The sequence below is a fragment of the Thioclava dalianensis genome, assembly GCF_000715505.1.
In the GTDB taxonomy this organism is placed as follows: domain Bacteria; phylum Pseudomonadota; class Alphaproteobacteria; order Rhodobacterales; family Rhodobacteraceae; genus Thioclava; species Thioclava dalianensis.
In genome coordinates, this window is sequence record NZ_JHEH01000002.1 from 211,309 (window position 1) to 224,118 (window position 12,810).

The 12,810-nt window shown below is 62.7% G+C and carries 11 protein-coding genes; 2 read left to right on the forward strand and 9 right to left on the reverse strand.

The window, feature by feature from the left end; translation table 11 throughout:
• Positions 1-83 precede the first annotated feature (83 nt).
• The 6 genes from DL1_RS02705 to DL1_RS02730 form a co-directional block, all read right to left on the reverse strand.
• The gene (locus DL1_RS02705) at positions 84-2,438 is read right to left on the reverse strand and encodes a Wzz/FepE/Etk N-terminal domain-containing protein (RefSeq protein ID WP_162178730.1); all 2,355 of its coding nucleotides are present in this window, start codon (positions 2,436-2,438) and stop codon (positions 84-86) included.
• Between the two features lie 38 nt (positions 2,439-2,476).
• On the reverse strand, positions 2,477-3,436 hold the full coding sequence (locus DL1_RS02710) for a glycosyltransferase family 2 protein (RefSeq protein WP_038062050.1): 960 nt from the start codon (positions 3,434-3,436) through the stop codon (positions 2,477-2,479).
• Entirely contained in the window at positions 3,436-4,413 is a 978-nt protein-coding gene (locus DL1_RS02715) for a glycosyltransferase family 2 protein (protein WP_074854712.1), read from the reverse strand. The genes DL1_RS02710 and DL1_RS02715 overlap by 1 nt, the downstream gene beginning before the upstream one ends.
• Positions 4,414-4,434: 21 nt before the next feature.
• Complete coding sequence (locus tag DL1_RS02720; RefSeq protein ID WP_051693263.1) at positions 4,435-5,592, reverse strand: glycosyltransferase family protein; 1,158 nt, start codon at positions 5,590-5,592, stop codon at positions 4,435-4,437.
• A gap of 227 nt (positions 5,593-5,819) precedes the next feature.
• Entirely contained in the window at positions 5,820-7,133 is a 1,314-nt protein-coding gene (locus DL1_RS02725) for an O-antigen ligase family protein (protein WP_051693264.1), read from the reverse strand.
• Positions 7,094-7,891 carry a family 16 glycosylhydrolase gene (locus DL1_RS02730; protein ID WP_038062056.1) on the reverse strand — a complete coding sequence of 266 codons (798 nt, stop codon included), beginning with the start codon at positions 7,889-7,891 and terminating at the stop codon, positions 7,094-7,096. The genes DL1_RS02725 and DL1_RS02730 overlap by 40 nt, the downstream gene beginning before the upstream one ends.
• 201 nt (positions 7,892-8,092) lie before the next feature.
• On the opposite strand from DL1_RS02730, the gene DL1_RS02735 reads away from it, so the two are divergent.
• Positions 8,093-9,313 (forward strand): glycosyltransferase family 2 protein, encoded by a 1,221-nt coding sequence (locus DL1_RS02735; RefSeq protein ID WP_051693266.1) that lies wholly within the window; start codon positions 8,093-8,095, stop codon positions 9,311-9,313.
• Here the strand turns inward: DL1_RS02735 and DL1_RS02740 are convergent.
• The 3 genes from DL1_RS02740 to DL1_RS02750 all read right to left on the reverse strand — a co-directional run bounded on the left by DL1_RS02740 (position 9,307) and on the right by DL1_RS02750 (position 11,573).
• On the reverse strand, positions 9,307-10,047 hold the full coding sequence (locus tag DL1_RS02740) for an anti-sigma factor (protein WP_038062059.1): 741 nt from the start codon (positions 10,045-10,047) through the stop codon (positions 9,307-9,309). The genes DL1_RS02735 and DL1_RS02740 overlap by 7 nt on opposite strands.
• Positions 10,044-10,574: a sigma-70 family RNA polymerase sigma factor gene (locus DL1_RS02745; RefSeq protein ID WP_038062062.1), complete on the reverse strand. Its 531-nt coding sequence runs from the start codon at positions 10,572-10,574 to the stop codon at positions 10,044-10,046. The genes DL1_RS02740 and DL1_RS02745 overlap by 4 nt, the downstream gene beginning before the upstream one ends.
• 180 nt (positions 10,575-10,754) lie before the next feature.
• Complete coding sequence (locus DL1_RS02750; RefSeq protein ID WP_038062065.1) at positions 10,755-11,573, reverse strand: DUF4394 domain-containing protein; 819 nt, start codon at positions 11,571-11,573, stop codon at positions 10,755-10,757.
• Positions 11,574-11,853: 280 nt separating this feature from the next.
• On the opposite strand from DL1_RS02750, the gene DL1_RS02755 reads away from it, so the two are divergent.
• On the forward strand, positions 11,854-12,807 hold the full coding sequence (locus DL1_RS02755; RefSeq protein WP_038062067.1) for an aldo/keto reductase: 954 nt from the start codon (positions 11,854-11,856) through the stop codon (positions 12,805-12,807).
• Positions 12,808-12,810 lie beyond the last annotated feature (3 nt).

Consider the following 12,810-nt stretch of genomic DNA (forward strand, 5'->3'; position numbering starts at 1 on the left):
TCGCCGTCGTTACGCTAAGGTCACCCTACACAAAGCTGACACAAAAATGAACCTCGAAACCGCGCGCGGTTCCATAAGCTTGATCAGCTGTGTCCGGTCTGCAAATAATCTCCGTATTCTTCCAGGTAGTTAACGCTATCTTCACTGTCGACGTAGTCACGCAGCTGCGTCAAATCGACCTTGCTCAGAACGACGCCGAGCAGTTTTTCCGGGATCTTGGGATGCGAGCTGATCAATGATCTCAGCAGCGCGCGCGTGGTTTTCCCCCATTCTGCGACGAACAAAAGCTGGTCCAGCTCTCCGATCACGATGCGCACATCGACGACCGGCCCAAGCGGCGGTAGATCGAGCAGGACATAGTCATACTCCCCGCGCAGCTCGTGCAGGAAGCGCCGGAACCCCTCGCCGCCAAGCATTTCGCTGGCCTGCACGAATCCCTCCGGTGTCGGACAGGACAGGAACTCGACGCCGGTATCGCCAATTTCCTTCGTGCTCGAACGCCAGCTTGCCACCCCGGTCAACACCTCAAGCAGACCCGCCCCCGTGGTCTGCCCCAGAACACGGCTTAGCCCCTGACGATGCGCATCGGCATCGATCAGCAAGACGCTCGCGCCGGTCGATGCGATCACCGCGGCCAGATTGAGCGATGTCGAGGTCTTGCCTTCCGCAGGCCGCGCCGAGGTGATCCCTAGGATGCGGGTGTCTGTAGAGCTGTCGGACAGACGCATCGCAAGGCGAATATTGCGCAGCGTCTCGGTATAGAGCGAACGCGGATGCGACAGTGCATAGATCGCGGAGCGTCCGCTGATGCGTGCCAGTTGACGCGACGCCTCGCCCGGTCTGGACAGGGGAACTTGCCCCCGCGCAGGCGTTTGCGGCATCCCTTTGACAAGGCCGGGGCGGTCGGTCGTGCGATAGATCGGCAGGTAGCCAAGGAACGGCACCCCGACGCTCTCGGCCAGCTGATCGCCCGTACGCAGCCAGCGGTCGCGCCATTCGCCGATCGCGGCCAGCACAAGCCCCATCATCAGCCCCACAAGGATCGTGAAGGCCAAGACGAAACGCGCACGCGGCCCGGCTGCGGCTTTGGGCGGCTCGGCCCGAGACAGCATCCGCACATTCGACACCGGGAAACTCTTTTGCTGATCGATCTGCTGAAACTTCGCAAGGAAGGTTTGATACAGCGTCGAGAGCGTCTGGGCGCGTTGTTCCAGCGCACGCAGCTGCACCTGCGCCGAGCCAGAGCTGGCATCCGTGTCTACCGCCCCCTGAACACTATCGCGCAGCGCCTGCACGCGGGCCTCGGACAGGCGTTCCTCGCCCTTAGCCTGTGCCAATAGCTGTTTGATCTCGCCGTAAAGCTGGGTCGCACTTTCTTGCAGACGCGCCTTATAGGGCGCGAGTTGCGGATCGTCGGGGCCAAGCTGGGCCTTGATCCGGTCAAAGTTGGCAATCGCGTTGGACAGGCTGCGCTGCAACCCGTCAAACTTGGCAGAGCCATCCGGCGAGAGCCCGCCCGGCACGCCTTTCATCAACGCGTCCGGCCCCGCATCGACCGCCGCCTGCAAGGCCACGACCTGCGCCTTGGCCCGCGCCGCATCGCTGACGGCATTCGACAGATCGGAGTTCAGATTGACGACGGAATCCTGCGAAATCGTGGTGTCACGGGTCGTCACGAGCCCATTTTGCACGCGGAAAGTTTCGGCGGCTTCGGCGGCCTTCTGGGCATCCTGCTGCAGATTGCTCAACCGACCCTGCATCCATTCCGTCATCCGCTCCGTCGCGCTGTAATTGGCGTTGAGCACGTCCGAAATATAGACATCGGCAAAAGCATTCACGACATTGGCCGCAAGCACCGGATCGTTCGATTTGAACGAGATCGAAAAGGCAGAGCTGCGCCCGATCCGACCCACGCGCACGTTTTGCTGCAAGTAGCGGGCCACCGCCTCTTGCTGGCGCTCGGTGATCTGCGCGGGCGTGAGCGGGGTTCTGGGCGCGCTTCCGGTTGTCGCCTCGGGCGGGGCCCCGCGCAGCCAGCCGATGGGCTTTTTGATCGCCCCCATCACCGTGCCCATCACCTTTGACAGCAGCGATTGCGGCGGGTTGGTGAAGGACGGATTGTCTTGCAGGTTCAACTGCGCCGCCACCCGATTGGCCACGTCATCGGATGTAATGACCAGCCGGGCGCTCTCGAGCGCGGACTCATTCGTGGAGAGATCTTCGGATTGCGAGACCTGCTGGATCGTGCGGCTGATATTGCTATCGAGCAGGATCGACGACCCCGCGTAGTAATAGCGCGGCGTCGTCGCGAGATAGACGATCCCCAGCACGATCCAGACCGCCACACAGACAAAGATCACACGCCGCCTACGGCGCAGCGCCGAGATCAGACGCGACAGATCAATCGGATCGGGTTCATGGCGGGTGGGTGGTGTCATGGAATTCGGACTATCCCCGATCTGAAATCGCAATTTTGTCATGTCCGCGCCCCTTCAGTCTCGGGCGCGTCACCAGAGGCACCATAGAGAGTTATTTCCTCATTGCCCAAACATGCAGAGATCACGCCGATATGGAGCGCCCCGCGTGTCAGCGCCGTATTCCGCCCCAGCGGCGCGCCCAGATGGCGCACGTAAAGCCCACCGCAGGCCAGCGCCTTGGCACCTGCCACCAGTGCATGTTTCAGCCGCGCACCGCCGCCCGCGCCCGCGCAAAGCAGGCGTCCATGGGTCTGCCCCATCCGGTAGCGGCGTGCCAAAAGCCAGCTCAGCCGCGCGCGCTCGGGCGGGACCGTTTCATGTACGACAGCCGCATCGGTGTAGAAAATTTCGCCGCCCCGCTTACGGATCTGATCGAAGAAGACCGTATCCTCACCGCCGCTGCGCCCACGCGACAGATCGAAGCGCAGATCGCGCAGCGCGTCATCCTCAAGCGAAATCAACGTGTTGCAGGTGTACCCGGTCTGCGCACGGCTCTGCGCATCGCAGCGCGCGACAGTATCATGCACCGCGCCGCGCACCATCCATGGCGGCGCATCTTTTGCGTAATGCGCGCGCACCGGGCCGATCACCGCGGCAGAGCCCCGCGCCTGCCAGCCGTGCCACAACGCGACCAACCATCCCGGCTCGACCGTCTCATCATCATCGATGAAGACCAGCGCCTTGGCCCCACGTGCTCGCGCTGCATCGAGGATCGCATTGCGCGCAATTGAGATGTTTTGCGAGGGCGCATGAAGATAGGTGCCGGGAAATGGCAGCCCTGCGAGCACCGCCTCGATCTCCGCGCGCGCCTTGGGCTCGATATCATTATCCGCGACGATCACTGAGAGCGCGGCCTCCGATGGCTGCTCGATCGCAGCCAGAGACTGCAGCGTCGCCGCGATATGGGCGCGCCGAAAGGTGCAGATGCCGATGATGATGTCGCAGGCCTCGGAGGTCATCAGATGCCCCGGCTCGGGGTGAACCGCTGGCGCAGGACTTGCACCCAATAGCCCGCCGACCACGAGACCTGCATCAGCCCCGCGAGAAAGCCGGTGGCAAGGCTGCGATGGTCCTTATGCGCAATCGCGAGTGACAGCCCCGCCACGAGACACCCAAGAACCCAGACCAGAAGCGGCCAGATAAAGATCGCGCTGAACGGCACGAAAACCGTCAGCAGCAAGGCGGGCACAAGCGCCATCACCAGACATTGGCGTGCCCCCGGGCGGGCGTGGTGCTTGGCGAAATTGCGTGCCCGCCCCTGCCCGAAAAAGAAATACTGGCGCATCAGCGGCTTGATGGATTGGCGCGGATGGTACTCCATCTCGGTCTTTGCGGTCAGCCAGATCGAATGCCCGGCAAGGCGCAGCCGGTAATCCAGCTCGGCATCCTCATTATGGCTGAAGCTCGGGTCGTAGCCGCCGACGATATTGAAGACCGGCAGGCGCATGAGCGCATGGTGCCCGTGATCGACCCAACGCCCGTCGCTTGCGTTGCGATGGGCCGCGCTGCCATTCCCAAAGCGCGAATTCTGCGCCTCCGCGATCAGCTTTTGCAGCGGTGTTTTGCCCACCGCGCGCATCGAGACGACAACGCTGTCGGCAGATTGCGCCTCGGCCTCGGCCACCAGAATGTCGCAGAAATCCGCTGGATAATCGGCATGGGCATCGATGCGGATCAGCAGTTCGCAATCATTGCCATATTGCGCGACAGCCCGGTTGATCCCCGCCGATTGATAGCGCTCGGGATTGTCCAGAAGATGCAGCCACGGGCGAGCGCGTTGCATTCGCTTGACCGTCGCCCGGGTGCTGTCTTGAGAGCCACCATCGACCACCACGACCAGCGCAGGATGGCGCCCCACAAACCCGCGCAGCCCATGGATGGTCTGTGCGATATGTTCGGCTTCATTGAGCGTCGGAATGACAACCAGCGTTTTCAAGATCGATCCCTTTCCCCTGTTTCAGGCGACATATTTTTGCGGCGGATCAGCCGCGTCTTGGGTAGGAAGACATTCACGCAGGCGTTCTACGAGATCGGCGCAGTCCGTCGCATCGGCATACCAAGTCTCGCGCGGGAGGCCCGCCAGTGTCGCGCGCAGCCCCGCCAAGGCCTCCGGCGTGACGGCGGCCAGCGAATCGATCGTCGCCTCGGGAGACGTCACGCGCAATCCGACGCCGCGCGCGGCAAGAGAGTGCCCCAGCTCTGTGTCGCTCAGCGAAATCGGCACAGCACCGAACAGACAGCCTTCATACAGGCGATTGGGCAAAAGCCAATCGGAATTGGCGCCAGCGTCGTAGCGATCGATCAACATCGCCATGTCACAGGCGGAATAAATCTCGGGCAGGTCATCAGGCCAGCGATACGCCCCCTCAAAAGACATGTCTGGATTATCTGCCACGGTCTCATGAAATTTCGGCAACACATCGAGCGCCGGTTTGCCGCGCAGCACGATATGGAAGCGTCCCGGATGGCGGCGGGTCAAAAGATCCAGCGTCTCAAGCGTCCATTGGCAGCGCAGAATACCGAACCAGCCAATCGTGATGCAATTTGGGGTGATCGGCGCGGTGCGAGCCGTCGCGGGCCCCGGACCGTTCAGCATCAGCGGCTTGTTCTCGACCAGCGCCACGGCGCGCGCAGGCTGACGGTAGCGCTCAAGATAGTGGCGCACGAAGCCTTGCGACGAGACCAGAACCAAAGCGCAGCGCGCCATCAGCCACGCCTCGATCTTGCGCAAACCACGCGCCACGCGGCCCTGCCCGATCATCAACCGGTGAATATCGAGCAGCTCATAGATCAGCGGGATCGCCGCACGACCGCGCAGATAGGACCGCCCCAGCGCCAGCATCTCGAGGTTCCGGGCCAAAACGAGATCGGGTGTCTCGACCCCAGACGCCTCAAGACGGGCGCGAATCTGCGGCACAAGTGCTGCGACCGAGCGCATCCGGGCAACCATCCGGCCATTCGCAGTCTGCCCGAGAACAAGCGCGGGCCGCTCAAGCGCCCCGCTGCCCCGACGAAACCCGGCAACCGAAACAGAGGCACCGCCCGCCTCCAGCATGGCCACACGCCGCCAGATTGCCGCATCGTCGAGATCATGTGCGAGATAGAGTATTCGCACGTCTTCTCCTTCACCCATTGCAGCATCGCGCGACGCCGCGCATCGAGGCTTGCGCCCCTTGCAAACCCCACTGCACCTCGTAGCAGTTTCTGCACCTGCAAACAGACAAACAAGCTTGCACAGCGTTTAAGTGAGCGAGAAGGCGCGCATCCGCCCGTTTGTCATCATTTTCAACACGCCGTCGAAATTAATGCCTGTTTTTGTGGCAGATGGGGCCGGCTACCTACTCAGACGGCGGTCCGTTGCGCGCGCTCTTGCCAGCGGGCCTGATTCCGACGCTGCACCAGCACAACAGACAGCACCGTCAGCACTGTGACCGTCATGAACTGGTTGAACGCGACCAGTTCGGTATTCATCAAGATCAGCTGGCGCAGCATGAACCCCGCAACAAACAGCGCCTCGGCGCAGGGATCTTCAATTGCCCAGCGCAGCGCACCCCAGAGAGCGTAGAAAATCAGCCCCGCCTGAAGGATGACGCCAATCAAGCCGATCTCGACCGCGTTCGAGATCAGGGTGTTGTGGAAGTGAAAGCCGGTCCGCGTGGAGATGCCAAACTGGGCCCAAAGCTCCTCTGCCAGCGGATTGCCAATCACCCAAAACCCCTTGAACCCCTGCCCCAGAAGCGGATGCTCGGCGATCTGCCCAAAGGCCACGCGCCACAGATCGGTCCGTCCGGTCAGCGTCGCGTCCTTGCCCGTCAGCTCAAGAAGCAGATCGGATAGCTGCGTGAAAAATCCACTGACCAGCAGGATCGTGGTCAGGGTGAGCAAGATCGCGGAAAAGCCCAGAAATACCCGTTGCCACGGCGTCGTGCGGCGCAAGGACCGGATCATCACGAGCAGCGACAGCGTCACCAGCATTGCGATTGTCCCGCCCGCGGAATCGGCCTTGAGCAGCAAAAAGGCACTCATCAGAAAGGTGATCACCGCCGCGAGGCGCCACGTGCGCGAGCCCAAAAGTAGCGCGCTGCTGGCCACGAACACGACCGTTGCCGCCTGCGATAGCGCGTTCTTGGAGGCGAAGATCCCAAGCCATGCGCCATCATCCCCACGCACCCGGCCAAAGACAAAGCAGCCAAGGCACATGATGATTCCCGAGACCATGACAGCCTTGAGGAGATTGGTCGGCGACATCCTGTAGCCCGCTGAAATCCCGATTGCGAAGGTAAAGGCAAGCTGGATCGCATAGCGCAATGTGACATCGGGATAGTTCGACCAGAACACCGACAACAGGCACCAGCCCACCAGCAGCCACAAGGCGCGCGCCGCATAGACCTCGCTCAGGATCTCTTTCGGGCGGCGCAGAACGAAGAGCAGCGTTGCCACGAGAAAGAGCAACGCCGCCTTGCTGTTGAATTTGCTGATATAATCGAGCGCCACGAGGGCTGTCCCGAAAAGCACAGCATTGGGGCAGATGCCGATTGTGTAGGCCTTCGTATCAGGCCATCGCACGGCGCGCCCGCTGATCGGGTGAAAGGCCCGGTTATGCGGCAGGCCCGGGATCACGGCTGAGCGCAGGTGATGGAGCCCTTGAAGGCGCATGTCGTCCCCAAAGGCGTGTAGGTCAGGGATTTGATCTGCATGACAACCGGGGCCGCGGGCATCTCAAACTTGCCCATCCAGTCGGACAGGGTATCGGTGCCCCAATGGCTGAAATAAATCTTCATCGGATGGCTGGGGATGTTCTGCGTCTCGCTGCGCACCAGCTTGCCGTCAATATACCAGCGCAGGCTGTCGGGCGTCCAAGTGAAGGCGAAATCATGCCACGCCTCATTGATCGGGCAGGAGAGATCCTCAAGCCGCCCCTCGCCGAAATCCTTGCCAGACACGTAGCGATTGACCCAGACCTTCGAGGGGTAACGCGTGAGCAGTTCGAAATCGATCTCGTCATGGGGCTGGTTATGCACCGGGCCGATATAGGTGAAGAACGCCGCGTTGAGTCCAGAGGCCACCTGCGTCTTGATCCGCGCCTCAAACGTCCCGTAGAGGAAGCGCGGCTTGGTCTGGATCTCGCCACACAAAGCCTTCCCGCCGGCCGTCGCGGGCGGCAGATAGCTCAGCGTCAGCCCATCGGGGCCGATGCCCACTGCCTTGCGCGACCAAGTGCAGTTTTGATGCGCGCCATTGCTCCAGCCATCGGAAATATACCAGAAATCCGGTGTCAGCCGCTGGAATGTCTCGTTGAGCGGTGTTTTCCGGATCGAATCCTGCGCCATGCTCATGCCGGGGAGGCCGCATAGCATCAGAAAACTCGCGGCCCGCAGACCCCGACCCAGAACGGTCCTAATCCTCGTGGTCATAACAGACCCCTTTTCCGTTCGTCCTCGTCATATCCGCCGATTCGTGTTTTGAGTGATACCAAATTCGCTAGAACGTGCGGCAATAGCGACAATCTGCACAATAAACAGGCACCTCACAGCATGGGCGATCATGTCCGTTGCAAGGCCACGCCAAAGCTGCGCGAACAGGCTAGGGTTCGAGGGGCACAGAGGGAAGGCACGATGCAGTTGATCTCCGTCATCATGGCGAACTTTCGCGCAGTGCAGCATTTGTCCGCCGCCATCGACTCGGTGCTGCGGCAGACGCATGACAGGCTCGAGCTGATCATCTCGGACGACGCCTCGGGAGATGGGTCGCTCGACGTGATCCGCGCGGCGATGGCACGCGATCCCCGGGTCATCCTGATCGAGGCCGAGACGAATGGGGGCGCGGCGGCCGCGCGCAATCGCGCGCTTGAGGCCGCAACAGGCGACTGGGTCGCGATCATGGACAGCGATGACGTGATCCATCCCGACCGCCTGCGCCGGATGCTGGCGGCGGCAGGACAGAGCGGGGCTCAAATCGTCTCGGATGATCTGGTGTTTTTCGGCGAGACGGAGGCTGCGAGCGGGCGCACCCTGCTTCAGGCGCTGGACCTCGACGCGCCGCAGATGCTGGACGCAGCGCGCTTGATGGCCTCGGAAGGCGCAGATCCCACGCTTCCGAAATTCGGCTATCTCAAGCCCCTGATTGCGCGCGCAGCGCTGGGGGAGATGCGCTATGACACTTCGCTGAGCATCGCCGAGGATCTGGATCTCTACCTGCGCCTGCTAATGGCGGGGCATCGCTGGGTGATGCTGCCGGACCCGATGTATCTATACCGCAGGCACTCGGCCTCACTGTCCTACCGGCTGAGCGCGGCCTCGATCGCCGCGATGATCGCCGCTCAAGAGCGGCTTTCGCTCTCTGATGCCCCACGCGCGCTGCAAGAGGCGGGCCGGGCGCGCAGCGCCCATCTGCGCCATCAAGAGCGCTATCTGCATCTTGTCGACGCGATCAAGGCCCGCAAGATGTCCCGCGTAGCAGGACTTTTGTTGCGCGCGCCCGGCTTGCTGGGTGATTTGACTTGGTCCGTGCGCGATCGTCTGGCGCGGCGCAGCGAGAGCGACGGGGCGCGCAGCGCGCAAACGCTGTCGCTCGGCGGTCAGGCGACACCCGGCGAGGGGCTCTCCCTGTCCCCGCCCAGCGCGCCGGAACCAGCGGGCACATGGTCCGAGCCGCCGCATCGGATGGCAGCCCAGCTCAGCGCTCTGGCCGCGCGTCACGATCTGTCGGTAGAGGTCACCGACCGCGCGGCGCTGTGGGCGGCATGGCTCCTGCCGCGCTACGCGCAGATGCGGATCGATTTCGATACAGGGGAGGACGCGGACGGGCTGCCCCTGCCCGCCCAAACGGCTCAGTAGACTGGCGATTTGGCAAAGCCCTTGCCGTAGATCGGGCCGGTTGGCAGGTTCGTGGGCGATCCGCCCGAGGGCTCGAAAGTGATCTCATAGAGCTGATCGGGATGCGGCGGCGGCAGGTTTTCGCCCGAGAGCGTGCGCGATGCGCCCGGATCCAGCAGGCCCAGCGACACGGGTGGGCCGTCGTCGCGCGGCTTCGTCCAGACCTGCATCACCTGCCCGCCCGGCACATTGGCGGCCTCAAGCAGCGTCACCAAGGTCGTGTTATCCTTACGCCCGTCGATCACCGCGACCGGCTGGCCCTGCGCATCGAGCAGCACGGCCACGACGGCGGGCTGCGTCGGCGTCATCAGCGTGGCGCCAAGCACAGCGACCATCAACAGCGCCGCAGCCACCCCGCTCAGCGCAACCGCGCGCCAGCGTGTCGCGGCCCGGCGCAGCGGTGCCAGCTCGATCACCTCGGCGGAGGCGGGCGGCGCGGGCTCAAGCGGCGCGCTTTGCGTCATCTCCTCGGGCGCGCCCTCAAGAGAAGCCTCGATCCGATCCCAGAAATCCGCGGGAATTGAGAGCGGCTCGGCGGTTTCGTCAAGCGCGGCAAACCGGGCACGGACCCGCTCGACGCGAGCTGCCACCTCGGCGTCGCGCTCGCATAGCGCCTCGAGCGCCTGCGCCTCGGCCTCACTCGCAAGCCCCAGCACCCATTCGTCGATCCGTTCCTCCAAAGCGCGCTGCGTCATGACAGGCACTCCCGGAGCTTGAGCAGACCACGCCGCACCCAAGCCTTCACGGATCCCAGCGGCGCGTCCATGCGCCCGGCGATCTCGCCATGGCTGTAGCCGAGGATATAGGAAGACAGGATTGCCATGCGTTTTTGCGGGTCCAGAGTTTCGAGACACAGGCGCAGATCATGCGCCTGATCCAGTCGGTCAAACGCGGCCTCAAGCACGGTGGCATCGCCCTCGCGCTCCAGATCCGCCGGGTCCATATGGATCTCGCGATCCGCATTGCGCAGCAAAGTCAGGCACTTATTGCGCAAGATCGTATAGAGCCAACCCTTGGCAGAGCCGCGTGTCTCATCAAACTGATGCGCCTTGCGCCATGTCAGAACAAAGGATTCCTGCACCGCGTCTTCGGCAAGATCCTGACGGCGCAGCATGCGACGTGCGACGCCCAGCATCCGTCCACCCTCGGCATCCATCAGATGCTTGAGCGCGGATCGATCCCCTGTCGCACAGGCTTTGATCAAGGCGGCATGGTCCGTCACGGTCGGGCGGGTCTCCTGCGCGCAACGACATGTCGCGCCCTCGCGCAAAGGGTTACGTATCGGGGCCGCCCCTGTCAAATCGTGTGTTGCGCTCGGCGTGGCCCACGTATCTTTCATCGGCATCATTCGCGTCTTGCGCCCGGGCCGCAGGTCTTCCCCCGGCCCGGGCGCTTGATCTGCTTACATGTCGTGCTTGGCGGTCATGAAGGTGATGTCGCGCACAGACGCGCCATCGGCCCCTTTCAGCTCCCAGCTATCGCCAACCTTGCCGGTCTCAAGCGAGACATTGTAGAGCATCCCGCCCGACACCAGCCATGCAGTGTTCATCCCTTCGGCATCGGTGGCGATGTCGAACGCATAGGGCTCGGAGCCGTCAATGCCCAGCTTGCCAATCGCGGCCAGCGTCCCGTCATTGGGCGAGATCTGCTGGATCAAGGCCACGATCGTGCTGTCGATGTCATACATCGCCGTGCTGTCTGGCTTGCCATAAGAGTTAATATAGGCGGCGGCTGCGATGGCGGGCATTTCGCCTGCATGCATGTCCTTGTCCTCATAGGCGAGGCTGCCATCGACCGTCACAGCGCCGCTTTCGATATCGACGCGGTGGTTGGTCGTGCCGGACATGAAGCGCAGCTTGTCGGCCATCGGGTTGAAATCGACGATCACCGGCGCACCGGCCTCAATCGGCAGTTCCTTGTCCATCTTGGACAGCACGGTCGCCTTGCCCGTCGCGGGGTCGATCTCGACGATCTCGAAACCATCGGTCACACCGATCAGCTGACCGGTGGCGGGGCGCAGGTCGATGCCGAGCAGCTTGTCAGCGCCATCGACGGCCATCGAGCCGGTGACGGTCGCAGTCTTGGCGTCGACCATGTGCAGCATGTTGTCGCCCGAAAGCGCAATCGCGGTCAGGCCATGATCACCGTGGCTTTCAGCGAATGCGAAGGTGGTGGTAGCCATCAGGGCAGCGAGCGAAAGCGCGGAAGTCATCTTGGTCATGATATCGATCCTTTTGCGTATCGGACCGCAGGCAATCTGCGGCCTTGATATACTGAAGACTCACGCAAGGACGGCTTTGGATGCACCACCCCTCAAAAAACTTTCAAAAAGTCGCGGCGCGGATATTTTGGGGGGCCATAGCCTGCGATCTCGCAGTTTCCCCCTGTCTTTGGCCCAAACTGCCCTAGGTGAAGAGAAAGACGCGGCGTCCGGGACTGCCCCTCGGACACGAAGACGCCCCCGACGCCTCGATTTCGAACCAGATCGCAGGAGCACCCGGATGCAGCGCAGACCTCTCGGAACCACAGGGCTTTCGATCAGCCCGATCGTCTTTGGTGGCAATGTCCTTGGATGGACCGCCGATGAAGCCACGAGCTTTCGTGTCCTCGATGCCTTTGTCGATCATGGCTTTGATACGATCGACACGGCCGATGTCTATTCCCGCTGGGCCGAGGGTCACTCGGGCGGCGAGTCCGAGACCGTGCTTGGGCGCTGGTTCGCGGCGCGTCCGGGGATGCGCGGGCGGATCACGCTGTTTACCAAGGTCGGCTCGGATATGGGCGGGCCGGGCGAAATGGGGCTTGGGCCGACATGGATCTCGCAGGCTATCGACCGCTCGCTCAAGCGGCTCAATCTTGAAACGGTGGATCTTTATTTCTCGCATTGGCCCGATGCCGAGGCTGACGAGGCCGACACGCTTGGCGCCTATACCCAGTTGATCAGCGCGGGCAAGATCCGGGCGATTGGTGCATCAAATTACGATGCCGAACAGCTTGCCCATTCGCTGAAGGTCGCGCGCGACACCGGCCTGCCCCGCTATCAGGTGATCCAGCCCGAATACAATCTCTACAAGCGCGACAGTTTCGAGGGGCCCTTGCGCGATCTGTGCCGCGAGAACGAGATCGGCGTCGTGACCTATTTCAGCCTCGCCGCCGGGTTTCTGACCGGGAAGTACCGCTCCAAGGACGATCTGGAAGGCCGCGCGCGTGGGGCCATGGTCGAGAAGTATCTCGACGCGCGGGGCGAGCGGATTCTCGAAGCGCTCGATGATGTGGCCTCGGCCAAGAATGTCACCTGCGCGGAAGTCTCGCTGGCCTGGCTCATTGCGCGCGAAGGGGTCAGCGCACCGATTGCCTCTGCCACCAGCGTGGCGCAGGTCGAAAGCTTTGCGCGGGCCGCAACACTGACCCTGTCGGACGAAGAGATGTCACAGCTCACCGATGCCGGGGCCTAACCT

Bases quoted from the DNA above. Each gene is read 5' to 3' on its own strand.
- DL1_RS02730 (WP_038062056.1), bottom strand. From the start codon at position 7,891: ATGACCACGAGGATTAGGACCGTTCTGGGTCGGGGTCTGCGGGCCGCG.
- DL1_RS02705 (WP_162178730.1), bottom strand. From the start codon at position 2,438: ATGACACCACCCACCCGCCATGAACCCGATCCGATTGATCTGTCGCGT.
- DL1_RS02740 (WP_038062059.1), bottom strand. From the start codon at position 10,047: ATGACGCAGCGCGCTTTGGAGGAACGGATCGACGAATGGGTGCTGGGG.
- DL1_RS02755 (WP_038062067.1), top strand. From the start codon at position 11,854: ATGCAGCGCAGACCTCTCGGAACCACAGGGCTTTCGATCAGCCCGATC.
- DL1_RS02710 (WP_038062050.1), bottom strand. From the start codon at position 3,436: ATGACCTCCGAGGCCTGCGACATCATCATCGGCATCTGCACCTTTCGG.
- DL1_RS02725 (WP_051693264.1), bottom strand. From the start codon at position 7,133: ATGCGCCTTCAAGGGCTCCATCACCTGCGCTCAGCCGTGATCCCGGGC.
- DL1_RS02750 (WP_038062065.1), bottom strand. From the start codon at position 11,573: ATGACCAAGATGACTTCCGCGCTTTCGCTCGCTGCCCTGATGGCTACC.
- DL1_RS02735 (WP_051693266.1), top strand. From the start codon at position 8,093: ATGCAGTTGATCTCCGTCATCATGGCGAACTTTCGCGCAGTGCAGCAT.